The sequence below is a fragment of the Bradyrhizobium sp. BR 1433 genome, from assembly GCF_051547665.1.
Classification (GTDB): domain Bacteria; phylum Pseudomonadota; class Alphaproteobacteria; order Rhizobiales; family Xanthobacteraceae; genus Bradyrhizobium; species Bradyrhizobium australafricanum.
On record NZ_JBPUGG010000001.1, the window covers coordinates 353994 to 380022 of the forward strand.

18 protein-coding genes and 2 pseudogenes are annotated in these 26029 nt (G+C 64.3%); 12 read left to right on the forward strand and 8 right to left on the reverse strand.

What is annotated here, in order from left to right; genetic code table 11:
• Positions 1-51: 51 nt before the first annotated feature.
• Both ACSKB9_RS01760 and ACSKB9_RS01765 read right to left on the reverse strand, forming a co-directional pair.
• Positions 52-1407 carry a peptidoglycan DD-metalloendopeptidase family protein gene (locus tag ACSKB9_RS01760; protein WP_438071335.1) on the reverse strand — a complete coding sequence of 452 codons (1356 nt, stop codon included), beginning with the start codon at positions 1405-1407 and terminating at the stop codon, positions 52-54.
• Positions 1408-1507: 100 nt separating this feature from the next.
• Positions 1508-2232 (reverse strand): annotated as a pseudogene (locus ACSKB9_RS01765) (peroxiredoxin).
• A 227-nt stretch (positions 2233-2459) separates the two neighbouring features.
• On the opposite strand from ACSKB9_RS01765, the gene ACSKB9_RS01770 reads away from it, so the two are divergent.
• Positions 2460-6164 carry a hypothetical protein gene (locus ACSKB9_RS01770; protein ID WP_438071337.1) on the forward strand — a complete coding sequence of 1235 codons (3705 nt, stop codon included), beginning with the start codon at positions 2460-2462 and terminating at the stop codon, positions 6162-6164.
• Positions 6165-6389: 225 nt separating this feature from the next.
• Here the strand turns inward: ACSKB9_RS01770 and ACSKB9_RS01775 are convergent, their stop codons facing one another.
• The 3 genes from ACSKB9_RS01775 to tyrS all read right to left on the reverse strand — a co-directional run bounded on the left by ACSKB9_RS01775 (position 6390) and on the right by tyrS (position 11428).
• On the reverse strand, positions 6390-7994 hold the full coding sequence (locus ACSKB9_RS01775) for an alkaline phosphatase family protein (protein ID WP_438071339.1): 1605 nt from the start codon (positions 7992-7994) through the stop codon (positions 6390-6392).
• An 876-nt stretch (positions 7995-8870) separates the two neighbouring features.
• Positions 8871-10118, reverse strand: a complete 1248-nt coding sequence (locus tag ACSKB9_RS01780) for an MFS transporter (RefSeq protein ID WP_057020015.1) — start codon at positions 10116-10118, stop codon at positions 8871-8873.
• A gap of 56 nt (positions 10119-10174) precedes the next feature.
• Positions 10175-11428: a tyrosine--tRNA ligase gene (gene tyrS, locus ACSKB9_RS01785; RefSeq protein WP_438071341.1), complete on the reverse strand. Its 1254-nt coding sequence runs from the start codon at positions 11426-11428 to the stop codon at positions 10175-10177.
• Between the two features lie 152 nt (positions 11429-11580).
• Here tyrS and ACSKB9_RS01790 point away from each other — a divergent pair, with 152 nt between their 5' ends.
• From ACSKB9_RS01790 to ACSKB9_RS01800, 3 genes are all read left to right on the forward strand, one after another.
• Entirely contained in the window at positions 11581-12684 is a 1104-nt protein-coding gene (locus ACSKB9_RS01790; protein WP_438071343.1) for an anhydro-N-acetylmuramic acid kinase, read from the forward strand.
• An 82-nt stretch (positions 12685-12766) separates the two neighbouring features.
• Entirely contained in the window at positions 12767-13444 is a 678-nt protein-coding gene (locus ACSKB9_RS01795; RefSeq protein WP_438071345.1) for a glutathione S-transferase family protein, read from the forward strand.
• Between the two features lie 3 nt (positions 13445-13447).
• Positions 13448-13777 carry a DMT family transporter gene (locus tag ACSKB9_RS01800; protein WP_438071347.1) on the forward strand — a complete coding sequence of 110 codons (330 nt, stop codon included), beginning with the start codon at positions 13448-13450 and terminating at the stop codon, positions 13775-13777.
• A 96-nt stretch (positions 13778-13873) separates the two neighbouring features.
• Here ACSKB9_RS01800 and ACSKB9_RS01805 read toward each other — a convergent pair whose 3' ends face one another.
• Positions 13874-14521, reverse strand: a complete 648-nt coding sequence (locus tag ACSKB9_RS01805; protein WP_016843213.1) for an alpha/beta hydrolase — start codon at positions 14519-14521, stop codon at positions 13874-13876.
• Positions 14522-14983: 462 nt separating this feature from the next.
• Here ACSKB9_RS01805 and ACSKB9_RS01810 point away from each other — a divergent pair, with 462 nt between their 5' ends.
• From ACSKB9_RS01810 to ACSKB9_RS01845, 8 genes are all read left to right on the forward strand, one after another.
• Positions 14984-16141, forward strand: coding sequence for a cysteine desulfurase family protein (locus ACSKB9_RS01810; RefSeq protein ID WP_438071350.1), 1158 nt, complete (start codon positions 14984-14986; stop codon positions 16139-16141).
• 94 nt (positions 16142-16235) lie between these two features.
• A complete protein-coding gene (gene sufB, locus ACSKB9_RS01815) occupies positions 16236-17732 on the forward strand; it encodes a Fe-S cluster assembly protein SufB (RefSeq protein WP_038380064.1) in 1497 nt (498 codons plus the stop codon).
• A 57-nt stretch (positions 17733-17789) separates the two neighbouring features.
• Positions 17790-18542 carry a Fe-S cluster assembly ATPase SufC gene (gene sufC, locus ACSKB9_RS01820; RefSeq protein ID WP_028342146.1) on the forward strand — a complete coding sequence of 251 codons (753 nt, stop codon included), beginning with the start codon at positions 17790-17792 and terminating at the stop codon, positions 18540-18542.
• Positions 18543-18559: 17 nt separating this feature from the next.
• Entirely contained in the window at positions 18560-19882 is a 1323-nt protein-coding gene (sufD, locus tag ACSKB9_RS01825) for a Fe-S cluster assembly protein SufD (protein WP_438071351.1), read from the forward strand.
• Positions 19879-21126 carry a cysteine desulfurase gene (locus ACSKB9_RS01830; RefSeq protein ID WP_438071353.1) on the forward strand — a complete coding sequence of 416 codons (1248 nt, stop codon included), beginning with the start codon at positions 19879-19881 and terminating at the stop codon, positions 21124-21126. Before sufD ends, ACSKB9_RS01830 begins: the two co-directional genes overlap by 4 nt.
• On the forward strand, positions 21123-21494 hold the full coding sequence (locus ACSKB9_RS01835; protein WP_016845787.1) for an SUF system Fe-S cluster assembly protein: 372 nt from the start codon (positions 21123-21125) through the stop codon (positions 21492-21494). Before ACSKB9_RS01830 ends, ACSKB9_RS01835 begins: the two co-directional genes overlap by 4 nt.
• Positions 21495-21652: 158 nt before the next feature.
• Positions 21653-22042: a HesB/IscA family protein gene (locus ACSKB9_RS01840; RefSeq protein WP_438080019.1), complete on the forward strand. Its 390-nt coding sequence runs from the start codon at positions 21653-21655 to the stop codon at positions 22040-22042.
• 179 nt (positions 22043-22221) lie between these two features.
• Complete coding sequence (locus tag ACSKB9_RS01845; protein ID WP_283061673.1) at positions 22222-22689, forward strand: TfoX/Sxy family protein; 468 nt, start codon at positions 22222-22224, stop codon at positions 22687-22689.
• Positions 22690-22804: 115 nt separating this feature from the next.
• Here the strand turns inward: ACSKB9_RS01845 and ACSKB9_RS01850 are convergent, their stop codons facing one another.
• Positions 22805-23872 (reverse strand): GGDEF domain-containing protein, encoded by a 1068-nt coding sequence (locus ACSKB9_RS01850; protein ID WP_038386764.1) that lies wholly within the window; start codon positions 23870-23872, stop codon positions 22805-22807.
• A 417-nt stretch (positions 23873-24289) separates the two neighbouring features.
• Positions 24290-25784, reverse strand: a pseudogene (locus tag ACSKB9_RS01855) (DEAD/DEAH box helicase).
• Positions 25785-26029 lie beyond the last annotated feature (245 nt).

Here is a 26029-nt window from a genome sequence, read left to right on the forward strand (position 1 = left end):
GAGACCGCTTGCGCCGATGTTCAGATCGATCGTCGTGAGATTGAGCTAGTCTCAGCCGGCGCTGAGCCGAACGCCGGCGCGGAGGAATTTCTGCGGATCGACCGCTTCGCCGTCGATGCGGGTTTCATAGTGCAGATGCGGACCGGTGGAGCGGCCGGTCGAGCCGACGGCGCCGATCACCTGGCCGATCTTGACGTATTCACCGACCTTGACGCCGATCTCGGAGAGATGGCCGTAGCGGGTCGAGAGCCCGTTGCCGTGATCGACCTCGACCATGCGGCCATAGCCGCCGGCCCAGCCCGCCGACACCACCTTGCCGTTGGCGGTGACACGCACCGGATCGCCTTGCGCGGCGCGAAAGTCGAGGCCGGTGTGCATTGCCGGCCGGCCGAGGAAGGGATCGGAGCGCACGCCGAAGCCGCTGGTGAATTCGACTTCACCGACCACGGGCTTGCGGTAAGGCACCAGCGCCAGCGTCTGGTTCAGTCGCTGCATCTGTGCCCGGTTGATGTTGATGCGATAGAGCTGGCGTTCGAACGCGCCGGCGTCGGCAGAGAGTTTCACAGGGACAAAGGGCCCGCCCATGCCGGAGCGCGGCGTCGCCGCCTCGAGCTGCGCCATGTTGAGGCCGAGATCGGAGATCACGCCGCGCATCCTGCGCACCTTGGAATCGATGCTGTCCTCGACCGAGGCGAGCGCGGCAACCTGGCGCCGCTCGACCTGGTCAAGCGAGGTCTGCAGACGGACCAGCACGTTGTCGACGCCTTGGGCCTTGGCGAACTGGTTCGGCTGCGTCTTGGCGATCGGTGGCGCGCGCGATTCCAGCCGTGCCTCGCGATCCGGCGGCGCCACGAAGATCACGGTGTCGCTGATCGGGGAGGGTTTCAGCGTGCCCGAGGACGGCGCCGCCTCGGCGCGGCCTTGCGGCTTGATCGATCCGGTGCTGGTGACGTCAGGCATCGCGCCGAGCGCGGTGGCGCGCGATTCCAGCGTCGACTGCCGCTTCATGATCTGGTCGAGCTTCTGGTCGAACTGCTCCTGGTCGAGCAGCTGGCGGCTGGTGGTGCGGTCGACCTTGGCGCGCAGCTCCGAGATGCGGTCCTCATAGGCGTATTGCATCTCGGCCTGGCGCGCGATCAGCCGGGTCAGCACGTCGTCGCGGAACGCGAAATAGGTCGCGGTCGCCGCTGACCACATGCCGAGCAGCACCACGGTGCCGACGATGATCCAGAACACCACCGGCCCGAACCGGACCTGCTTGCCGGCATGGACCAGGGTATAGCCCTCGCCGGAGGCCGCCACCGCCGCGGCGGCAGGTGCTGGGTGATGCGCTGCCGGACGGCGTACCGGCGTCCGGCCATGGTCCTGCGGATGATGGTGTTTGTGGTGACCGGACCGGCTCGACATCGGTACTCCCGCGGCCGGTCGGACCAAGCTCCGTACGGCTAATTTGCGGGGCCGATTTGAGCCCGTCATGGTTAATTTTCAGGAAACGGAACCCGCCCGATCAGAGGGCCCGGGCAGCCTCCAATACCGCTTCGGCGTGGCCGTCGACCTTCACATGACGCCAGATCCGGGCAATTTTTCCACCGGAATCGACCAGAACCGTCGTGCGAATAATTCCCATGAAGGTCCTGCCATACATGGATTTTTCGCCCAGGCGCCATAGGCCTCCAGCATCTGGTGGGCTGGGTCCGAGACCAGCGGCACCGACAGCTGGTGTTTGTTTCGAAATGACTCCTGCGCCTTAACCGTGTCGGCGGAAATGCCGACCACTTCGGTCCCTGCCGCTACGAACTCGCTTTTGAGCCGGGTGAAATCGATCGCCTCCCGGGTGCAGCCGGGGGTGTCGGCGCGGGGGTAGAAGAACAGCACCAGCTTCTTGCCGGCAAAATCCTTCAGCGAAACGCTGTCCCCGCCGTCGCGCGGCAGGTTGAAGCCAGGCGCCGCGGCGCCCTCGGCAAGTGTGACGGCGGACGAACTGGTCACGGTCGCGGCCGGCTCTCGCTTTAACGGTTTCGATGCCGCCTTGTGCGAGGCTTTGCTTCGAACACCCGCTGCGGTCGCCTTGGTCGTTTTCTTAGTTGTTTTCTTGGCCGCTGCCTTCTTCGCAACCGCTGTGCGGGTTTTCGTCGCGGACTTCCCAGTGCTTGCGCTTGCGGCGCGCGCAACCTTTGTTGCGACCCGCTTCCCGGTTGTGTTGGAGGATTTCTTGCGCGTTTTCTTGGACATACGCCTTCCTTTCGTCGCTTTCCGAAGCTCAACCATTGGGGTATTGCGGTCTTATTGGCGGCGGCCGGATTCGCACCGGCCGCTGGGCAAGTTTGATGGCCACGGAGTATGGTGACAAGGAATTCGACGCGTGACCCGTCCGCTTGCTGAATTGGCTTTTGATTGGTTGGTTTGGTCCGCTCTGGGGGCCATCGGCGAGTAACATGATTAGGCGAGGATAGGCGGCGATGCCGGCACAGGAGCGCTCGATACGAATCGACGGGCGCCCCGATGGCGGCGATCAGCTTCGCCGTCAGCACCGAGAGGCAATGGCAAGGAACACGTCGCCGCAGGGTCCAAATCCGCGCGCCGGGGCTGACCTCTCGCAATGGGAGGACGACGCTGCGTGGGACGAGCAGGATGAGGCGGCGGGCAACCGTGCGCGGCAATTGCTGGCGCGTTCCCACACCAACCTGCATCGCTTCATCGATTTCTGCTCCGGCATGCAGCGCTGGCTGAACGGCGAGCGCTGGATCCGTCGCATCGGACTGGTCCTCGTGGTGCTGGTCGCGATGTTCGCGACCTGCTTCGGCGGGCTGTGGTGGCGGCTCGGCGCCGGCCCGATCAATCTCGACATGGCGACGCCGTGGCTCGCCGCGGCGATCGAGGAGAACATCGGCCACGGCAACACGGTCGAGGTCGGCGGAACGCAGATCGAGCGCGCCGGCCGCGTCAGGATCGCGGTGCGCATCCGCGACATCATCGTCCGCGACCGCGACCATGCGGTGGTTGCGAGCGCGCCCAAGGCCGAAGTGCGCCTGTCGGGAACCGCGCTCTTGATGGGCCAGTTGCGGGCGGAGAGCCTCAATCTGGTCGATGCGGAGCTGTCGGTGCGCATCACACCCGACGGCAATGTCACCGTGTCCGCCGGTGACACCGCAAAACCGCTGGCCACCGGCGTTGCCTCCAAGCGGGAGGCGGGGATGCCGCCGACATTCCCGCGTCCGACACCCGCAGCCCCGCCGCCGCCGGTTGCCTCGCCGCCAGCTGCCGCCGAGCCCTCCGCGGGCGCGTCCGATTCGGCTCAGAGCGGGCTGCTCGCCGGTCTCGATTGGCTCGACAGCCTCAGCATGACCGGCCTCGACGGGCAGAACCTCAACGAGATCGGCCTGAAGAACGGCAATCTCGTCGTCGACGATCAGCAGCGCGGCAACAAATGGAGCTTCGAGAACATCAGCCTCAGCCTGCGGCGCCCGAGCGGCGGCGGCGTCGCGCTCAGCTTCGGCGAGGAGGGCGCAAAGCCCTGGTCGGTGCGCGTGCTGGTCGGACCACAGCAGAACGGCGTGCGCTCGGTCGACATCAAGGCCGACAAGGTTTCCACCCGGAACATCCTGCTCGCGCTCAGGACCAAGGATCTGACCTACACCGCCGACCTGCCGCTGTCGGGCGAGATGAAGGGTGAGCTCGGCCGCGACGGCCTGCCGACCTACTTCCGCGGCAAGATCAATGTCGGCGCCGGCAACATCATCGACACCGACACGCCCGACTACCCGATGCCGATCGATTCCGCCGAGATGAGCGTGGAATGGGATTCGGGCCGGCGCGTACTGCTGGCGCCGATCAAGGTCGTCTCGGGCGCCAATCGCATCACGCTGCTCGGCCATCTCGAGCCGCCGAACGACAACGTCACCGACTGGCAGGCCGGCCTGTCGGGCGGCACCATCGTGCTGGCCGGCGCCGACAAGAACGAACCACCGTTGATCTTCAATCGCATCAACATCGGCTTCCGGTTCGACACCGACAAGAAGCGCGTGCTGCTGACCCAGGCCGACATCTCCAATGGCGAGATCGGCGTCGCCGGAACCGGCAGCATCGACTATTCCGGCGAGCCGCGGCTGCAGCTCGGATTCGCCGGCACGCCGATGTCGGCCTCGGCCCTGAAACGGATGTGGCCGGTCATCATCGTGCCCGAGGTGCGCGAATGGGTGCTCGAGCGGATCGACCGCGGCACGCTCCAGCGTATCGATGTCGGCGTCAATTCGCCGGTGCACAACCTGTCGCGCAAGGGACCGCCGATTCCGGATGACGGCCTCTCGGTCAACATTGTCGCCTCGGGTGTCACGGTGCGTCCCGTGGATCAGATGCCCGCGGTGCATGACGCGGATCTGAAGGCCAGGGTGACCGGCCGCACCGCGACCGTGACCATCAACCAGGGCATTGCCGACACGCCGGCGGGCCGCAAGATCACGCTGTCGGACTTCACCTTCGAGGTGCCGGACATGGCGCCGAAGCCGTCGCCGTCGAAGGTCAAGTTCCGGGTCGACTGTCCGGTGCCGGCTGCCGCCGAGATCCTCGCCTCCGACCGGCTCAGCGATCTCTCCGGTCCACCGATTGATCCCAACGCCAGCAAGGGCAACGTCACCGCGACGATCAACCTCGGCATGCCCGTGAAGGGCGAGCTGACCAAGGCCGATACGCTCTACTCGGTCACCGCCGACATCTCCGGCGTTGCCGTCGACAAGCTGGTGATGAACCAGAAGCTCGAAGCCAACGCGCTGAAGGTGATCGCCAGCAATGCCGGCTTCCAGGTCAAGGGCGACGTCAAGATCAACGGGCAGGCAGCCTCGCTCGACTACCGCAAGCCGGCCGAGGGCGATGCCGACGTCAAGCTGCAGGCGACGCTGGACGATGCGAGCCGCGCGCGCCTCGGGCTTGATCTCGGTCCCGCGGTCTCCGGCGCGATCCCGATCAAGCTGAGCGGCAAGATCGGCAGCGGCGACAATCCCACCACCAAGATGGGCGTCGAGGCCGACCTGACCCAGCTCAAGCTCGACAACATCCTGCCGGGCTGGGTCAAGGCGCAGGGCCGTGCCGGCAGGGCGACCTTCAACGTGGTGCCGAAGGGGCAATCGACCCGGTTCGAGGATATCTCGATCGACGGCGCAGGCGTGTCGATCAAGGGGGCGCTCGAGGTCGACCAGAACGGCGATCTCATGAATGCGTACTTCCCGACCTACGCGCCGTCGGAAGGCGACAAGACCTCGCTGCGGGCCGATCGCGGTCCCGACGGCGTGATCAAGGTCACGATGCGCGGCGACGTGTTCGACGGTCGCGGCTTCCTGAAGTCGGCGATCTCCGGCCGCGATAGCGATCCCAAGAGCAAGACCAGGACCACCGATTTCGATGTCGATCTGAAACTCGGCGCGGTCGCAGGATTCAACGGCGAAGCGCTGCGCAGCGTCGACGCCAAGGTCTCGCGCCGCAACGGGTTCTTCAAGGCGTTCACGCTGAGCGGCAAGGTCGGCCGCGACACCCCCGTCACGGTCGATATGCGCGGACGCCAGCAGGGCCGCGAGGTGATCTATCTGCAGACCAGCGACGCCGGTGCGTTCCTGCGCTTCATCGACACCTATTCGAAGGTGGTCGGCGGCCAGCTTACGCTCGCGATGGAGCCGCCGATCCCCGAGCCGAGCCCAAGGGAGGGGCTCATCAATATCACCGGCTTCTCGGTGAAGGGCGAAACCCAGCTCGATCGCGCCGTTGCCGGCGGGCCGGTCAGCACCCAGAACGGCATCGGGTTCGACGCGCTGCGCGCCGAATTCACGCGCCAGAGCGGTCAGCTTTCGATCCGCAATGGTGTGGTCAAGGGACCGACCATCGGCGCGACCATCGAAGGCAGCATCGACTATATCGGCAACCAGGTGCGGATGAACGGCACCTTCATTCCGATGTACGGGTTGAACAACATGTTCGGCCAGATCCCGTTCTTCGGGATTTTCCTCGGCGCCGGCAGCAATGAAGGCCTGATCGGCGTGACCTATGAAGTGGTGGGAACGCCGAGCGCGCCGGTGCTGCGCGTCAACCCGATCTCCGCGCTGGCGCCCGGCCTGACGCGCAAGATCTTCGAGTTCAAGCAGTACGGCCCGAACGATCTGCCGACGACGAACAATTAAGCGAAGCGCGGTGGCGCAAGCCATCGCGCGAGGGCTAAAGCATGATCCGGAAAAGTGCGAAGCGGTTTTCCGAAGAGATCATGCTCAAACAAAGAGCCAAGGCGCGATGATGATTCAACCCAATCTCATCGCGCTTTAGTGCCGACCTTCCAGAATGGCAAAACAAAACGGCGCCCGAGAGTGGATCGGGCGCCGTTGATTTAACGTCTTCCGCAGTCGTCCAATTCAGCGGTCGTCGAAACCGGGCAGCGCGGCGGTATGCTCTGCGCGAGCGCCCGTGAGCTTATTGGCGTTGAGGTGGAGCGCACGCAGGATGGTCGGCGCAACCTGCTTGTTCTCGACCTTCTCATCAACCACCGCGCCTTCGAAGCCCGGGTTGGCGACAACCAGCAGGACGTGAGTATCGTCGTCGGTGAACCCGCCATGCTCGGACACCTTCTTCGAACTCGCGCTGTAGATCGTGCCGTGGATCGGCTGGATGATGATGTCGGGCGTGCGGCCCTGGGCCGCGTTGCCGAATTTGTCCTTCAACTCGTCGCCGGCATAGATCTTTTCGATGCGGGCCTGGTTGAGGAGAACCTTGTCGTTCTCGAGGATGCTGACGGCCTTGGTGGCCTGGCCCTGATCGGCCAGCCAGATCAGCGAGACATCGTCGGCTGTCTCCAGGGCCGCCTTTACGCCGCCGGCGGCCAACAGGTCGACCGGGTCGACGACGTCGGCATGGCCCAGCGGCAGCCTCGGATTGGTGCTGCCCTTCAGCATGTGAAGCTGGCCCACGTCGATCGGTGACTGGCCGTGCTTCGCGCCGACGATGACGAGGGTGTTCCTGGTGAGATGCTGCTTGTCGAGCTGTTCAAGCATCTGGCCGAGCGAGCTGTCGACGAAGTCGAGCGACAATTCGAGCTCCGTGCTCGGTGTGCCGGCCGCGTCCGTGTAGCCGTCGGCGGTGATCTTCTGGCCGACACTGACGGCCTGGAAGTTCATGCCCAGGATCGCCGGCACGCCGACGGTCTTCGTCCCGGTATGGTCGAGGCCCTTGATCCAGTTCAGGACGGCGGTGACCTTCAGGTTGTCGTAGTAGCGGGTGTAGACTGGGTTCACGGTCCAGTCGTCACTGGCTTTGGGCGTGGGGATCAACTGAGGTGCGGTGGCAAGCACGGTCGTCGAATTGATCTCGGGAGCGTAGAGTTCATCGAGACCCTTGCCGGACGGGCCGCTGATGATCTCATAGGCCGGGTGCTTGTCCGACCAGGCCGTGCGCAGGCCGGCCTCGTGGATGACCTCCATGATCGTTGTGGTGTCGTTCTTCAGGTAGGCGTGCGGATAGACCGGCTGGCAAGCGCCGCCGACCTTGCGCAGCGGCAGGTTCGCCGGATTGATGTGATCGGAATTAGCCGGACCGCCGCCGTCAAGCTTGCTTAGATCGTAGTCAAGCGCTTCGAAATATGTGGCTTCGGTGCCCGGTTTGCCCTGACAATTGCTTCCGGGCGGATACAGGGTCTGATCGTAAGTGTCATCGTAGAAAACGCCGTGCGTCTTTGGTGAGGCGCCAGTCATGAATGCCAACAGTCCCGGGAACGAATCCGAGGGGTAGGAGGTGTGCGCATTGGTGTAGTGCACACCGTGCCTCAGCAGCTTGGCGAAGGTCGATTTGGGATGGCCTTTGACGTAACGCTGCAGGTCGACCTCGTGCATGCCGTCGACGCTGATCAAGAGCACGTGCTCGATGGCGCGATGTTCGCGATGATCGTCATCGTCGGCGCGCGCGGGCGCGCCGATCGCGGTCGAGCCAAGCAATACTGCAATCGCGAGCTTTCCAAATCCATTCATGATTGACGCCCTTTCTGGAGAAATCGGCGTCCTTGAATACCGCTGCGAACACGACGGCGATGTGAAACTGGAATGATGATGTCATGACCGTACGCATATCCATGGAGGCCCCTCGATGGAGGAAGAAGCCTGGATCGAGCGAATATCTGCGACAATATCTGTCTTGCTGGCCCCCGGGGTCATTTGCGGCGCGCCGAGCCTGCTTTCGACCCTCGACAGACATCCCGGTTGTATTTTGCTTGGTTCGGGAACACGCGCGCTGGCGTTTCTGTCCGCATTCATCCGAGGCTGCGACCAAGTCCGAGCGGCCCGCCGTCCGGACGAGGTTCGCGCAGGAACCTTGCCCTGTCTGGGATGTTGGAGAGCAATTCAACAAACTCAGGAGGAACTCTCATGAGAGCCCTGTTATTGGCTGGTGTACTGGCGGTCGCCGGTTTCGCTATGGCCACGCCGATCTCCATTGCACCCGCGTCAGCTCAGGTTGCCGTTGATACTCCGCTCGGCGGCGTGAGAGTGGGCCCGGAGCCCCGTTACTACCGAGACTACGATCGACCCGCTTATCGCGCCTACGGGTATGATCGCGGATATCGCGGATGCCGCACCGTCACGATCGAGCGTGACGACGGATCGGTCCGGAGAGTTCGTCGCTGCGGCTAGCAGTACCGGACCAGAGGATCGACTTCCGGGTCTTAAAGGACCGTTCGAGCCGGTTCTCGCAATCAAGGAATTGGAGCCATCGACTAGGGCCGCTGCTGTTGGCGGCCTGTTTCATTTCGCGAATGCCGCCTGTCGGCCCAAAGGCGTTCGCCCAAGGCCGGCATGCGTTCATGTCGGATTCCACATCGCCTCCGCAGGGGCAAGCGGACGCGTCCGAACTCACCGTCGCAGCGCCGGCACCACCAGGAACGGGATCAGGCCGAGCACCACATTGACCAGCGCGAAGGCGATCAACGGATTGTAGCTGTGGGTCCAGTCGTGGATCAGGCCGCCGCCCCATGAGCCAAGGCCGGAGCCGAGGCCGCTGCCGATCATGATCGTCCCGTAGATCGTGCCGACGCGCTCGCCGCGGAAGATCTTCAGTGCGGTCGCGGTGATCAGCGGGCCACGCGAGCCGATCATGCTGCCGAAGCAGATGATGAAGCCGGTCAGCAGCCAGTAGTTCGGATACCACTGCAGCAGCCAGAGCAGAATGATGCCGAGGATCGAGACGCCGTAGCTGAACAAGACCGAGGGCCGGCGGCCGATGATGCCGTCGAGGGTGGACACGCCGAGCATGCCGACGAACAGCGCGACGCCGGAGAAGCCCCAGGCGGTTGCCGCCTGTAGCGGCGGGAAGCCGACATCGATCAGATAGGCGACGATCTGCGCGGTCAGCGCATACATCGCGATCGCGGTGAAGAAGAAGGTGGAGAACAGCGCCCAGAAGGCGTGGTGGCGCATCGCGCTGAGCAGTGTCCAGCCTTCGTCGGCCAAGCTGCTCTCCGCCTTCCTGACGATATGCGGCGAACCGCCGGCGAGCAGCCGCCACGGCAGAAAGACCAGCGGAACAAGCAGGCAGAGCGCGCCGACGCCGAACACCTGATAGGCCTCGCGCCAGCCGATCCGGTCGATCAGAACCTGCGACAGCGGCAACAGCAGCAACAGGCCGGCGCCGGTCGCCGAATACATCACGGCCATCGCGGTCGGCAGGCGTGGTCCGAACCAGCGGCCGAGCAGGATCGAATTCGACACATTGCCGATCAGCGCGGTGCCGAAACCGACGCAGAGGCCGACGCTGAGCTGGAATTGCCAGAGCGCTTGCGCGCGCGAGGCGACGAGGAAGGCGCAACCGAGCAGCGAGAGGCCGAGCGCATAGACCAGGCGCGGACCCGAGCGGTCGAACAGGCGTCCGACCAGTGGCGCGGTCAGGCCGCTGGCGAGCCAGGTCAGCGAGTAGACCGACACCACAGAGGCGCGGTCCCAGCCGAAATTTTCCGAGATCGGTTTCAGGAAAACGGTGAAGCTGTCGCTAAGGCCGCGCCCAAGCACCGACAGCACGAAGCAGAGCGCGAGCACGTTCAGCGCGACGCGGGACTGCTTCGCCGGCGTTGCAAGCGTGTCGTTCGGAGGCGTGGTCTGGTCCATCGGAAAGATGGGAGCGCGCTTTCCGCACTCCCGACAACCGACAAATGCGAATGCGCCTATGCAGGCTTCAGCAGGACGTGGCGCTTCTTGCCGAGCGACAGTTTCACCACGCCTTCCGGCGTGAGATTGGCCGAAGTCAGCAGCATCTTCTCGTCGGTCACGGCAGCATCGTTGACGCGAAGGCCGCCGCCCTTGATCTGCCGGCGCGCTTCGCCGTTGGAAGCGACGAGCTCGGCCTTGACGAAGGCGACCAGCACGCCGACGCCGGCTTCAAATTCGCCGCGCGGAATTTCCACCGTCGGCAAGGTTTCGGCCAGCGCACCTTCCTCGAAGGTGCGGCGCGCGGTCTCGGCGGCTTCGTTCGCTGCATCGCGGCCATGGAGCAGGGCGGTCGCCTCGGTCGCCAGCACCTTCTTGGCCTCGTTGATCTCGCCGCCGGCCAGCGCCGCAAGCTTGCTGATCTCGCTCATCGGCAGGATGGTGAACAGCTTGAGGAACTTGACGACGTCGGCGTCCTCGACATTGCGCCAGTACTGCCAGAAATCGTAGGGCGAGAACTGGTCGGCGTTGAGCCACACCGCGCCCTTGGCCGTCTTGCCCATCTTGTCGCCGGAGGCGGTGGTGAGCAGCGGCGTGGTCAGCGCGAACAGCTGCGGCGTGCCCATGCGGCGGCCAAGATCGACGCCATTGACGATATCGCCCCACTGGTCGGAGCCGCCCATCTGCAGCCGGCAGCCGGCGCGGCGCGACAGCTCGACGAAATCGTAGGCCTGGCAGACCATGTAGTTGAACTCGATGAAGCTCATCTCCTGCTCGCGCTCGAGCCGGAGCCGCACCGAGTCCATGGTCAGCATGCGGTTGACCGAGAAGTGCCGGCCGATGTCGCGCAGCATCTCGATCCAGTTCAATTTGGTCAGCCATTCGGCATTGTCGAGCATGATGGCGTCGGAAGGCCCGTTGCCGTAGCGCAGCACCTTGGCGAACACGCCGCGGATCGAGGCCTTGTTGGCTTCGATCTCCGCAACCGTGCGCATTGCGCGCGTCTCGTCCTTGCCGGAGGGGTCGCCGACCATCGTGGTGCCGCCGCCCATCAGCGTGATCGGCTTGTTGCCGCTCTGCTGCAGCCAGTACAGCATCATCATGGTGAGGAAGTTGCCGATGTGCAGCGACGGCGCGGTGCAGTCATAGCCGACATAGGCGGTCGCCTGGCCCTTCGCGGCAAGCGCGTCGAGGCCCTCGAAATCGGAGCACTGGTGGACGAAGCCGCGTTCCTGTAAAGTGTTCAGGAAATCCGATTTAAATGCAGTCATTTGTCGGCGAGCCAGATCATTCTTGTTTTACGGTTTTTGCATCTATTTGCGGAACCTTGATGCTTGAGGCTGCCGCAGGCGGACGCGCAGTGGCATTATAGGATGTACTTGTTTGAGACAAGCCGGGGGTTCCCGGCTGGGGCGCTTCCAGCATGATGTTAACGGCACTCGGTCTGATGAGCGGTACCTCGCTCGACGGGGTCGACGTGGCATTGATCGAGACCGACGGCCGCCGGATCAAGGCCTTCGGCCCCTCGGGCTATCGGCCTTATACCGAAGGCGAGCGCAGCCTGCTGCGCCAGGCGCTGACGGAGGCGGTCCATCTGTCGCGGCGCGACGCCCGGCCGGGGATTTTGCGGCAGGCCGAGCAGGCCGTCACCACGGCCCATGCCGAGGCGGTCGCCAGCTTCACGGCACAGCACCGGATCTCGGCCCAGGACATCGACATCGTCGGGTTCCATGGCCAGACCGTGCTGCATCGCCCCGAGCGGAAGTTGACGGTGCAGATCGGCGATGCCTTGGCGCTCGCCAAGGTGATCCACATTCCGGTGATGCACGATTTCCGTGCCGCCGATGTCGAGGCCGGCGGGCAGGGCGCGCCGTTCGTGCCGGTCTACCACCGCGCGCTGGCGCAATCGCTGAACCGCGAGGGGCCGATCGTCGTGGTCAATATCGGCGGCGTCTCCAACATCACCTATATCGACGGCACGGACACGCTGATCGCCTGCGACACCGGGCCGGGCAATGCGCTGCTCGACGACTTCATGTTCCGTCAGATGCATCAGCCGTTCGACACTGCCGGCAAGTTCGCCGCGCTGGGCAGGCCCGACGAGGCCTGGATCGCACGGGCGCTGAAGCTGCCGTTCTTTGCGCTGCCGCCGCCGAAATCGCTCGACCGCAACGACTTCGCCAGTCTCAAGCTCGGCGCCGTGGCGCCGGCCGATGGTGCCGCGACATTGACCGCCTTCACTGCCGCGGCCATCGCCCGCGTCGTGCCGCTGCTGCCGAAACGGCCGAAAAGCTGGATCATCTGTGGCGGCGGCGCCTCCAACCTCACGATGCTGCGGATGCTGCGCGAGCGCCTGGCGCCGGCGACCGTCGAGCCGGCCGAGGCGCTCGGCTGGGCGGCGGACGCGATCGAGGCGCAGGCGTTCGGCTTCCTTGCCGCGCGCGGCATGAAGGGCCTGCCGCTGAGCTACCCCGCCACCACGGGGGTGCCGATCCCGATGACCGGGGGCATTATCGCGCGACCGTGATTTAGATGCAAATGCATCTACCTTGACAGTTCCATGCCGTTGCATTTAATTCGATGCAGTTGCATTGAACGCGAGGTTCGTCATGGCCGCCCTGAAACTGATCAGCCACAAGCTCTGCCCCTATGTGCAACGCGCGGTGATCGCACTGCGTGAGAAGGGCGTGCCGTTCGAGCGGATCGACATCGATCTCGCCAACAAGCCGGACTGGTTCCTGAAGATCTCGCCGCTCGGCAAGGTGCCGGTGCTGGTGGTGACGCGCGACGACGGCAAGGAGGTCGCGCTGTTCGAGAGCAACGTGATCTGCGAGTACATCGAGGAGACGCAGGCCGGCGCCAAGCTGCATCCCGAGGACGCGCTCACGCGCGCCGAGCATCGCGCCTGGATGGAGTTCGGCTCGGCCATTCTCGGCGATCTCTGGGGGCTCGAGACCGCAACCGATGCCGCTGCATTCGAGAGCAAGCGGCAGGCGGTCGCGGCGAAATTCGCGCGCGTCGAGGCTGCGCTCGGCGCCGGTCCGTTTTTCGCCGGCCAGAATTTCAGTCTGGTGGATGCGGTGTTCGCGCCGATCTTCCGCTATTTCGATTTGTTCGACCAGCTGACCGATCTCGCTGTTTTCACGCACACGCCAAGACTTCGCGCCTGGCGCAGCGCGCTGGCACAGCGGCCGAGCGTACGCAGTGCGGTGTCGCCTGACTATCCGGCGCTGCTGCACGCGTTCCTGGTCGGCCACCGCGCGCATATGCTGAAGCTCGCCGCGTAAGCCATGTCGCATTCGGTTGCCTGGATCGCGCTCGTCGTCGCCGGCCTGCTGGACGTCGGCTGGGCGATTTCGATGAAATATGCCGAAGGCTATACGCGGCTCGGCTGGACGCTGGTCTCGCTGCTGCTGCTCGCCGCGTTCGTGTTCTTGCTCGGACGCGCGCTACAGGTGCTCGGCGTCGGCGTCGCCTACACGGTGTGGACCGGCATCGGCGCGGCCGGCATGCTGGCCATGGGCGTACTGCTGTTCAACGAGGCCTTGAACCCGATGAAGGTCGCGGGGATTGCGCTTGTGCTGATCGGGATTGCGGCGCTGAAGCTGGCGCCGGAATGAGAGTAGGGACCGTAGCCCGGATGAGCGCAGCGATATCCGGGTTCTGTCGGCCGCGCCCCGCATGTCGCTTCGCTCCATCCGGGCTACAAGATCGCGTCAGCGCACGTTGGCGAGACGCATGTCGAGATAGCCGGTCACCGTCTCCATCAGCGGCTCGAGCTTGCCGTCGAAGAAGTGGTTGGCGCCGGGGATGACCTGCTGGTCGATCACGATGCCCTTCTGCGTCTTCAGCTTCTCGACGAGCGTGTTGACGTCCTTGGGCGGCACCACGGCATCCTTGTCGCCGTGCACGATCAGGCCCGACGACGGGCAGGGCGCAAGGAACGAGAAGTCGTAGAGATTGGCGGGCGGCGCGATCGAGATGAATCCCTCGACCTCCGGCCGGCGCATCAGAAGCTGCATGCCGATCCAAGCGCCGAACGAGAAGCCCGCAACCCAGCAGGCACGGGCCTCCGGATTGATCGCCTGCGCCCAGTCGAGCGCACTCGCGGCATCGGACAATTCGCCGGTGCCATGATCGAACGAGCCCTGGCTGCGGCCGACGCCACGGAAGTTGAAGCGCAGCACCGAGAAGCCGCGATGCGCGAACGCGTAGTAGCACTGATAGACGATCTGGTGGTTCATCGTGCCGTGGAACTGCGGATGCGGATGCAGGATCATCGCAATCGGCGCGTTCTTCTGCTTGGCCGGGTGGTAGCGGCCCTCGAGGCGGCCAGCAGGGCCGGTGAAAATGACTTCAGGCATTGTGTTCCCTTGATTGCCGCGTTCCCTTGATTGACGTCGATCAATCAACCGGTTGGAGCCATCTTCAGCGACGGTTCGCGAACAGAGCAGCTCGTGATGAAATCGGCGCAGGCACCGCCGCGCGGCACGCTGGAGGCCTTCTAGCATGACGCAAGGGGCAAAAATCAAGGAAATTGTGCCGCTTGGCGGTCGCGAATCCGCGTCGCGACGCGCACGTTGCCGACGCGGCGACGGCGATCCGGATCGACACGGCCGGATTGCTTCGGAGGCTACCTGAAGTTTCAGTCTGTCAAAATGCGATCGCGCTTGGGGGACCGCGAACGCCGTGTCTGGCTGCAGCGCGAGGCTCTCGCCGCGCGGGAAAAATCTCCCGTGCCGGTGACGTCTGATCTGGTCTCGGTCGTTAACTGTCGTTATCTCGCAGTGAAGGCCGCAACCATGGTGGTTGCCGCGGATAGCTCCATGGACGATCGCGTCTATCTCGACTGGAATGCCACCACGCCGCTTCGCCAGGAGGCGAAGGCGGCGATGGCTGCGGCGTGGGAATTGATCGGCAACCCGTCCTCGGTGCACAGCGAGGGACGGCGGGCGCGACGGCTGCTTGAGGATGCCCGCAATGCCGTGGCGAAGGCGGTCGGCGGCCGGCCGCAGGACGTGGTGTTTCTCTCCGGTGGGACCGAAGCCAATGCGCTCGCACTGACGCCGGGATTGCGCCGCGCTGCGGGCGCGCCGGTGCAGCGGCTCCTGGTGTCGGCGATCGAGCACGCGTCCGTGCTCGCGGGCGGTCGGTTTGCGACGGAGGCGACCTCCGCAATCCACGTCACGCGCGCCGGTGTGATCGATCTCAACCATCTGCGCGCACTGCTGGCCGATGGTCCGCCGGCTCTGGTCTCGGTGATGCTGGCGAACAACGAGAGCGGTGCCATTCAGCCGGTGGCTGACGTCGCCGCAATCGTCCATGCGGCTGGCGGGCTGCTGCATGTCGACGCGATCCAGGCGTTCGGCAAGATCCCGTTCGATCTGGCCTCGACGCAGGCCGACCTGGTGACGCTGTCGGCGCACAAGATCGGCGGACCGAAGGGCGCAGGCGCGCTGGTGCTCGCCGAGGGCGTCGAGGGCCTGGAGGCGTTTCTGCGCGGCGGCGGGCAGGAGCTCGGGCGGCGGGCAGGGACCGAGAATATCGCCGGCATCGCCGGGTTCGGTGCGGCCGCCAAGGCCGCGATGGCGGCGCTGAAGGCCGATGCAGCCCGCGTCAGGGGACTGCGCGACCGGCTCGAGCACGGGCTGCGGCAGACGCCGGACGTGCTGGTGTTCTCCGATGACGTCAAGCGGTTGCCGAATACCGTCTTGTTCACGGCACCCGGAATGAAGGCCGAGACGGCGGTCATCGGGTTCGACCTTGGGGGAATCGCGGTCTCGTCCGGTTCCGCCTGCTCGTCGGGCAAGGTCCAGCCGTCCCACGTGCTGGAGGCAATGGGATACCGTTCGGAGGTGTCCCAGGGAGCGGTGCGGCTCAGTCTTGGCTGGTCTACCACGGAGACAGACGTGGATTTGACCCTCAAGGCTTGGCGAAAGCTCGCCGATACCTTAGTTAAGGGGGGACGACGAAACACAGCTTGAACTGTTCTAAGCGGATTTCGTCATCAAAGCATCGTAAGAGATTTTCGGAACTTGAGATCCACCGCGGTCCTTGAAACCGCGAGCGGAGGATTGAATGCCTGCTGTACAAGAGACGGTCGAGCGCGTCCGGCGCATCGACGTCGACCAGTATCGATATGGGTTTGAGACGCTGATCGAGTCCGACAAGGCCCCGAAGGGGCTGTCGGAAGACACCGTCCGCTTCATCTCCGCAAAGAAGAACGAACCGGCCTGGATGCTGGAATGGCGCCTGGAGGCGTATCGCCGCTGGCTGACCATGACCGAGCCGACCTGGGCCCGTGTCGACTATCCGAAGATCGACTACCAGGACATCTACTACTACGCGGCGCCGAAGCCGAAGAAGACGCTGTCCTCGATCGACGAGATCGATCCGGAAATCCTCAAGACCTACGAGAAGCTCGGCATCCCCTTGCGCGAGGTCGCGATCCTCGAGGGCGTCGAGCCGCCGCCCGGCGGCGAGCAGACGCCGAACCGCAAGATCGCGGTCGACGCCGTGTTCGATTCGGTTTCGGTTGCGACCACCTTCCAGAAGGAGCTGAAGGCGGCCGGCGTGATCTTCATGCCGATCTCGGAGGCGATCCGCGAGCATCCCGAGCTGGTGCAGAAATATCTCGGCACCGTGGTGCCGACCTCGGACAATTACTTCGCGACATTGAATTCGGCGGTGTTCTCCGACGGCTCGTTTGTCTACGTGCCGCCGGGCGTACGCTGCCCGATGGAGCTGTCGACCTATTTCCGCATCAACGAGCGCAACACCGGCCAGTTCGAGCGCACGCTGATCATCGCCGACAAGGGCTCCTACGTCTCCTATCTCGAGGGCTGCACCGCGCCGCAGCGCGACGAGAACCAGCTGCACGCCGCCGTGGTCGAGCTCGTTACGCTCGACGATGCCGAGATCAAATATTCGACGGTGCAGAACTGGTATCCGGGCAATTCGGAAGGCAAGGGCGGCATCTACAATTTCGTCACCAAGCGTGGCGACTGCCGTGGTCGCAATTCGAAGATCTCCTGGACCCAGGTCGAGACCGGTTCGGCGATCACCTGGAAATATCCGAGCTGCATCCTGCGCGGCGACAATTCGAGCGGCGAGTTCTACTCGATCGCGATCTCGAACGGTTTCCAGCAGGTCGATAGTGGCACCAAGATGATCCATCTCGGCAAGAACACGTCGAGCCGGATCATCTCCAAGGGCATCGCCGCCGGCAAGTCGCAGAACACCTATCGCGGTCTCGTCAGCGCCCATCGCAAGGCCACCGGCGCACGCAACTACACCGCCTGCGACTCGCTTCTGATCGGCGACAAATGCGGCGCGCACACCGTGCCCTATGTCGAGGCCAAGAATTCCTCGGCGACGTTCGAGCATGAGGCGACGACGTCGAAGATTTCCGAGGACGTGCTGTTCTACTGCATCCAGCGCGGGCTCTCGCAGGAGGAAGCCGTCGGCCTCGTCGTCAACGGCTTCGTGAAGGACGTGCTGCAGCAACTGCCGATGGAGTTCGCGGTGGAAGCGCAGAAGCTGATCTCGATCAGCCTTGAAGGTTCGGTTGGCTAATCCATCCCGCCAACGGCGCGGCCGACGCGCCTCGGGGTGATGCTCAGGAAAAATCAGATGTCTCTGCTTGAAGTGAAAGATCTGCAGGTTCGTGTCGAGGAGCGTGAGATCCTCCACGGGCTGTCGCTCACGGTGAACCCGGGCGAGGTGCACGCGATCATGGGGCCGAACGGCTCCGGCAAGTCGACGCTCTCCCACGTCATCGCCGGCAAGCCGGGCTATGAAGTCACCGGCGGGCAGATCCTGTTCAGGGGCGAGGACCTGCTGGAGATGGAGCCCAACGAGCGCGCCGCCAAAGGCGTGTTCCTGGCGTTCCAATATCCGGTCGAGATTCCCGGCGTCACCACCTGGAACTTCCTGCATGCGGCGCTCAACGCCCAGCGCAAGGCGCGCGGCGAGGACGAGATCTCGTCGCCGGCCTTCCTCAAGAAGGTCCGCGAGGTCGCCAAGTCGCTGAACATTCCGCAGGACATGCTGAAGCGCGGCGTCAATGTCGGCTTCTCCGGCGGCGAAAAGAAGCGCAACGAGATTCTGCAGATGGCGCTGTTCGAGCCGGCCGTCTGCATCCTCGACGAAATGGATTCCGGCCTTGACATCGACGCGCTGCGGATCGCGGCCGACGGCGTCAACGCGCTGCGCTCGCCGGAGCGCGCGATGGTCGTGATCACCCACTATCAGCGGCTGCTCAACTACATCGTGCCCGACTTCGTCCACGTGATGTCGAAGGGCCGGGTGGTGAAGAGCGGCGGCAAGGAGCTGGCGCTGGAGCTGGAAGAGTCCGGTTACACGCAGTTCGAAGACGCTGCCTGACAAACGCGGGTTTTGTGATGAACGTTGTTGCAAAGACCGAGACCGGGCGCGCGCTGGGCGACGCATTCGCCGTGGTGCGCGACCGTCTGCCGGGCGAGGGCAAGATCGCCGATCAGCGGCGCCAGGCGTTCGAGGCTTATGAACGATCAGGCCTGCCGCATCGCCGGATCGAGGACTGGAAATACACCGACCTGCGCGCGCTGATGCGCGAGGTGCTGCCGCTCGCGGCGGCCCCGGATGATGCTGCGCTGAGCCGCGCCAGGGCCGTCGTACAGGCCCGCGCGATCGAAGGCGTCCGGCGTCTGGTGCTGGTCGACGGCGCGTTCGCGCCTGATCTCTCCGATTGGCGAGATCTGGAGAAAGGGCTCTCGATCAATCCGCTGCGCCTCGCGCTGGAAGCCGGCGACGAGATCGTCGCGACACAGGCTCTCGCGTCCGATGTCGCCAACCCCATGATCGCGCTGAATGGCGCGATGGCGACCGACGGGGTCGTCATCGACGTCGCCAACGGCACGGTGCTGACCCAGCCGCTGCACATCGTGCATGTCGCATCCGGCACTGTGCCGGCCTCGACGTTCACGCGGTCGCTGCTCCGGCTCGGCCGCGATGCCGGCGTGACGCTGGTGGAGAGCTGTCTCGCCGCCGACGGCGCCAAGGCCTACCAGACCCATGACGGACTGGTTGTTGCGATCGGTGACAATTCACGGCTCGATCACGTGCGCCTGGTCGAAGACAGCGTCGATGCCTTCAATATTTCCTCGGCGACGGTGTCGCTCGGCGCGCATGCCCATTTCAACACCTTCGGCCTGACCTCGGGCGGTCATGTCAGCCGCTATCAGCTGACGGTGACCTGCGCCGGCGAGGGCTCGACGGTCGAGACCAACGGCGTCAATCTGATCAACGGCAAGCAGCACGCCGACACCACGCTGTTCATGGATCACGCGGTGCCGCACTGCGCGAGCCGCGAGATCTTCCGTGCCGTTGTCGACGACCGCGCCCATTCGGTGTTCCAGGGCCGCATCATCGTCCGCCCCGACGCGCAGAAGACCGACGCCAAGATGATGACCCGTGCGTTGCTTCTGTCCGACGACGCGGAGGCCGACAACAAGCCCGAACTCGAGATCTTCGCCGACGACGTCACCTGCGGTCACGGTGCGACCACCGGCGCGCTCGACGAAAGCCTGCTGTTCTACATGCGCGCCCGCGGACTGCCCGAGAAGGAAGCGCAGGCGCTCCTGATCCAGGCCTTCGTCGGCGAGGCGATCGAGACCATCGCCAGCGACGCGTTGCGCGAGGTCGCAATTGCCACCGCGCAGCGCTGGCTTCAGGCGAGGGCGTGAGCATGCACAAGGCGGTCGCCAACGGCAGTTACGACGTCGCGCTGGTGCGGCAGGATTTCCCGGCGCTCGCCATGCAGATCTACGGCAAGCCGCTGGTCTATCTCGACAACGCGGCCTCGGCGCAGAAGCCGAATGCGGTGCTCGACCGCATGACCGAGGCCTACAAGAGCGAATACGCCAATGTGCATCGCGGCCTGCATTACCTCGCCAATGCCGCGACCGAGGCCTATGAGGGCGCCCGCGGCAAGGTCGCGCAGTTCATCAACGCCCGCCGCAATGAAGAGATCGTCTTCACCCGCAACGTCACCGAGGCGATCAACCTGGTGGCGTCGTCCTGGGGCGGGGTGAACATCAAGGAGGGTGACGAGATCGTCCTCTCGATCATGGAGCACCACTCCAACATCGTGCCCTGGCATTTCCTCAGGGAGCGCCATGGTGCCGTGATCAAGTGGGCACCGGTCGACGACGAGGGCAACTTCCTGATCGAGGAGTTCGAGAAGCTTCTGACCCCGCGTACCAAGATCGTCGCGATCACCCAGATGTCGAACGCGCTCGGCACGCTGGTTCCGGTCAAGGAGGTGATCCGGCTGGCGCACGCTCGCGGCATCCCGGTGCTGGTCGACGGCGCACAGGGCGCGGTGCACCTGCCGATCGACGTCCAGGACCTCGATTGCGATTTCTACGCCTTTACCGGTCACAAGGTGTACGGACCGACCGGCATCGGCGCGCTCTACGCCAAGCACGAGCATCTGGTGGCGATGCGGCCGTTCAACGGCGGCGGCGAGATGATCCGTGAGGTGGCCAAGAACTGGGTCACCTATGGCGATCCGCCGCACAAGTTCGAGGCCGGGACGCCGCCGATCGTCGAGGCCATCGGGCTGGGGGCTGCGATCGACTACGTCAATTCGATCGGCAAGGAGCGCATCGCCGCGCATGAGCATGAACTGCTTACCTATGCGCAGGAGCGCCTGCGCGAGATCAACTCGCTGCGCGTGATCGGAACCGCCCGCAACAAGGGACCGGTGATCTCGTTCGAGATGAAGGGCGCGCATCCCCACGATGTCGCGACCGTGATCGATCGTCAGGGCATTGCGGTGCGCGCCGGCACGCATTGCGTGATGCCGCTTTTAGAGCGGTTCAACGTCACGGCCACCTGCCGTGCATCCTTCGGGATGTATAATACCAGGGAAGAAGTCGACCATCTGGCGCAGGCGCTGATCAAGGCGCGGGAATTGTTCGCATGACCGATACAGCCGAAGTCAAGACGGCCACCATGGAAACCACCTCGGCACTGCCGGCGGAGGAGACCGAGCGCATGAGCGGCGAGATCGTCGCGGCGCTGAAGACGGTGTTCGACCCGGAAATCCCGGCCGACATCTACGAACTCGGCCTGATCTACAAGGTCGATCTCAAGGATGATCGCTCGGTCGACATCATGATGACGCTGACCACGCCGAACTGCCCGGCCGCCGGCGAGCTGCCGCAGATGGTGGAGAACGCGGTCGCCAGCGTTCCCGGCGTCGGCGTCGTCAACGTCAACCTGGTGTGGGATCCGGCCTGGACGCCGGACCGGATGTCGGACGAGGCGCGCCTCGTCCTCAATATGTGGTGATGCGTCGCAGCGTTTTCGAGCGAAGTGGATGCCGGTTCGCGTGAAGAAAACGCGTCAGAGCAAGAGGTAAAGGTTCTGATCAAGAACCTTTACGGATTGGACTTAGGCTCAAGAAGATCGGCAATTGATTTGCCGCTGGGACTGACCACATGAGTGACATGACGCAAGCTTCAACAACCCCAGCCAAGCCGAAGCGGCCGCGCCCGCAGGTCATGAAACTGACCGATGCCGCCGCGGAGCGGATCACCGAGCTGACCAAGCGCGCGGATTCCGAGATCGTCGGGCTGCGCGTCGGCATCAAGAATGGCGGCTGCGCCGGACAGTCCTATACCGTCGAATACGCTCACGAGATCCGTCCGACCGATGAAGTGGTCGAGGACAAGGGCGTGAAGATCCTGGTCGATCCGAAGGCCGTGCTGTTCCTGCTTGGAACCGAGATGGACTATGTGGCCGACAAAATGCAGGCCCAGTTCGTGTTCAACAACCCGAACCAGGTCTCCGCCTGCGGTTGCGGCGAATCGGTGCAGCTCAAGCCGGCCACGGTTTAGAGAGACGTCCGCATATCGATTGTTGTGTGATCGGCACCTGTGTTGCCCGTCATTGCGAGCGTAGCGAAGCAATCCATGTTTCCGCTTGTTGCGCGATGGATTGCTTCGCTACGCTCGCAATGACATGGATGGAGACGTGCTCCTTACCATGAGGCGACAGAAACGGGGGCGATTGGCACATGGACCGCGAATTCCTCACCGACCTGTTCGCCGATTTCGGCCCGGTCACGCTGCGCCGGATGTTCTCCGGCTACGGCATCTCCGCTGACGGCACTAACTTCGCGCTCGCCTTGCGTGCCGGGCTTTATTTCCGCGCCGACGATCAGACCATTCCGCAATTCGAGGCGGAGGGCTGCGGGCCATTCCAGTATCAGACGCGATCGAAGACCGTCACGGTGAACTCCTACTGGCAGCTGCCGGCACGGCTGTTCGATGATTCGGAAGAACTCGCGGTCTGGGCACGGTCGGCACTCGGCGCCGCCCAGCGCGCCGCGCTGCGCAAGCGGCCGAGGAAACGAGCGGCTGCGCGAAAGTCGAAGGCGCCTGCGAAGAAGACTGCAGGCAAGAAAGCTACGGCAGAAAAGGCGGTTGCGAAGAGGCCATCGGCCAAGAAGAAGCGATCGGCAAAGAAGCGATCCGCATCCTGAGGCAGCCAATCCATCCACGTCATTGCGAGCGAAGCGAAGCAATCCATGGATCCGCATATGCGGCAGGTGGATTGCTTCGCTTCGCTCGCAATGACTGTGGAGGACGTGAGGGAAGTCACGCCACGCGGGTCTGGATCTCGGTGCTGTATTCCGGATCGGCCTCGCAGATCACACGGTTGCGGCCGGCGCGCTTGGCGGCATAGAGGCAGGCGTCGGCGCGCTCGATCAGCGAGTCCGTGTCGTCGGTCGGCTTCAGCATGGAGACGCCGACCGAGATCGTGACACGGCCGAGGATCTCGCCGGTCGACTTCTTCTTCAGCTCCTTGGCCATCACGGCGCGGCGGATGTGGTCGGCGACCGTCAGCGCCTGCCGCAGCGCCGTGTTGGGAAGCACCACGGCGAATTCCTCGCCGCCATAGCGGGCGGTGATGTCCTGGCCCTTGATGTTCTGCTTCAGCGACTGTGCCACCAGCCGCAGCACCTGGTCGCCGGTGAGATGGCCGTAGGAGTCGTTGAACGACTTGAAGTGGTCGATGTCGAACATCAGGAGCGACAGCGGCTCGCCGCTGGCGAGCGCGGCCTGCACCGCCATGTCGATCGAGCGGTCGAAATATTTCCGGTTGCCGAGGCCGGTGAGCGGATCGGTCAGGCTCTCGGCGCGGATCGCCTCGAGGCTGTGCTGCAGGTCGCTGATCTCCGACTTCGACAGCGCGAGCCGGTTCTCAAGTGCCTGATTGGTCTCGCGCATCTCGCGCGTCGATTTTGCGAGACTATCGACGATTGCCTTGATGTGATCGCGGGTGGTCGCGCTCGCAAGCTTATCGCTGGCGCCGACGAGGCTGGCGTCATAGGTCGCGGACACGCCGAGGGCATCGGTGATCAACTTCATGACGGCGTCGATCTCGCCGATGACGCGCGCGCCGACCTTGTCGATGCGGTCCGAGGTCTTGATGTGCGAAAGGTAGGTTTCGTAGATCTGCTCGAGATCGGATTCAGAGAGCTTGCCACTGCGCGCCAGCGTCTCGTTGATGACCTTGTTGAGCGGCGCGTTGTATCCGGTCGCGTAGACGTACCAGATTTCATAGTTGCGGGGGACTGCGGTCTGGCGAAGCGAGCGGATCTGGCCAAGCGCGACTTCGGCAAAGGCCAACGTACGTTCGTGTTCGTCCAGCAGCTTGACCACTGTCACGTCCTCAATGCACGCAATGCCGATTAAACCCGGCAGCAATGACTAAACTATTGGGGCGAGGGTACGGGACGAGAGTGAAGGCAAGGTAAACAGTGGAACTACGGGGAAGCCGGCTGCGGCGACCATGCGGCGCGCCCGATGTTTGTCCGCCTTGAGCGCCACTTTCGGGCGCTTTTCGTTTGCTCGCTACAGCATGATCCGGAAAAGTGCGCAGCGGTTTTCCGAAAAGATCATGCTCAAACAACGAGCTAAGGCGCGATGACGCTTCGCGCAAATCTCATCGCGCTTTGGTGCGAGGCGCAAACTGGGCGCATTTGCTTCAAACGCTGAGGATCAGCGCGTGCGCCGGTCGCGGGCGGTAACAGAAGTGTCCGGAATACCGCCGCTGGCGCGGCGGCATCAGAGCAGGCCTTATGCGCGTGCGCGCACAGGTCGCAGCAGGAAGGCGGGCAGGTGCGAATGATCGGCGGGCTCATGGTCCACCTCGCGCTGCGGCCGCCGTGGCTCGGCACGCCCGATCGACGGCACGTGCGACGGAGCGGCCTGCGGAGCCGAATTGCGGCCGTGGCGCGGTTCACGCTCCGGCTTCGCTGCGCGCTCCTCGCGGGGCTCCCGCTCGTGACGCGCTTCGCGTTCACCGTGACGCGGCTCGCGTTCACCGTGGCGCGCCTCGCGCTCGCGGCGCGGCTTGCGGCCGCTGCGGGCACCATCGCGCGAACCTTCGCGGCCACGCGAGCGGCGCGGCGCGGCGTCCTCGTCGGAGGCTTCGCTGTGAACGGTGTAGTCGCCCTCAGCGCGCGGGATCGGCTGGCCGATCAGCTTCTCGATCGCGGTCATCGACTTGCTATCGAGCGAGGTGACGATGGAGATCGCAGTACCGGTGCGTCCGGCGCGGCCAGTACGGCCAATGCGGTGGACATAGTCGTCGGGGTGGTGCGGTACGTCGAAATTGAAGACGTGGCTCACCGCGGGAATGTCGAGACCACGGGCGGCGACGTCGGAGGCGACGAGCAGCGGAATCTCGCCCTTCCGGAATTGATCGAGGGCCGCGGTGCGGGCGGATTGATCCATATCGCCGTGCAGGGCACCGACGCTGAAGCCGTGCTTCTGGAGTGACTTGTGAAGGACGGCGACTTCGCGCTTGCGATTGCAGAAGATAATCGCGTTGTTGAGATCCTTGGCATCGCGCAGCAGGCGGCGGAGGATCTCGCGCTTGTCATGCGCTTCGCGACCGGCCGGGACCTGCAATTGCGTCACGGTGACGGCGGTGGTCGCGGGCCTGGAGACTTCGATCCGCGCAGGATTGTGCAGGAAGGCCTCGGTGATGCGGCTGATCTCCGGAGGCATCGTCGCGGTGAAGAACAGGGTCTGCCGCGTGAACGGGACGAGCTTGCAGATGCGCTCGATGTCGGGGATGAAACCCATGTCGAGCATGCGATCGGCTTCGTCGATCACCAGCAGCTCGACGCCGGTGAGCAGCAATCCGCCGCGTTCGGTGTGGTCGAGCAGGCGGCCGGGCGTTGCGATCAGGACGTCGACGCCGCGCATCAGCTTGGAAGTCCTGGTCGCCGAACGAGACGCCGCCGATCAGGAGCGCCACGTTCAATTTCTGACCGGCGCCGTATTTGTCGAACTGCTCCTTCACCTGCGCGGCAAGCTCGCGGGTCGGCTCGAGGATCAGGGTGCGCGGCATCCGTGCCCGGGCGCGGCCCTTCTCGAGCAGGGTAAGCATCGGGAGAACGAAGGCAGCGGTCTTGCCAGTGCCGGTCTGGGCAATGCCGAGGACGTCGCGCCGGGCGAGAACGTGCGGGATTGCCTGTTCCTGGATGGGAGTGGGGTTGGTGTAACCGGTGGCCGCAACTGCGGCGAGGACCTTATCGGACAGGCCTAGATTGGAAAAAGACATTGAGCCTCTGGTCGAAACCGCCGTTCGGCATCGCAGGTAAAAGGCTGTCGCGTTCGGCCCCGAAACGGCTCGCTTTTCTATAAAGCTCGGGGGCTCTGACTAACGCCGACGGACGGCAAACCTGACGAATCGCGTTTCGATCCGAGGGCCGCGTTGCCCGCAACATAGGGGCGAAAGCGGTAAAGTCAATCTTGGAACCAGCCGGATGGCCGAAAAAGCTTAACGTTTTGACTGAAATACGCGTC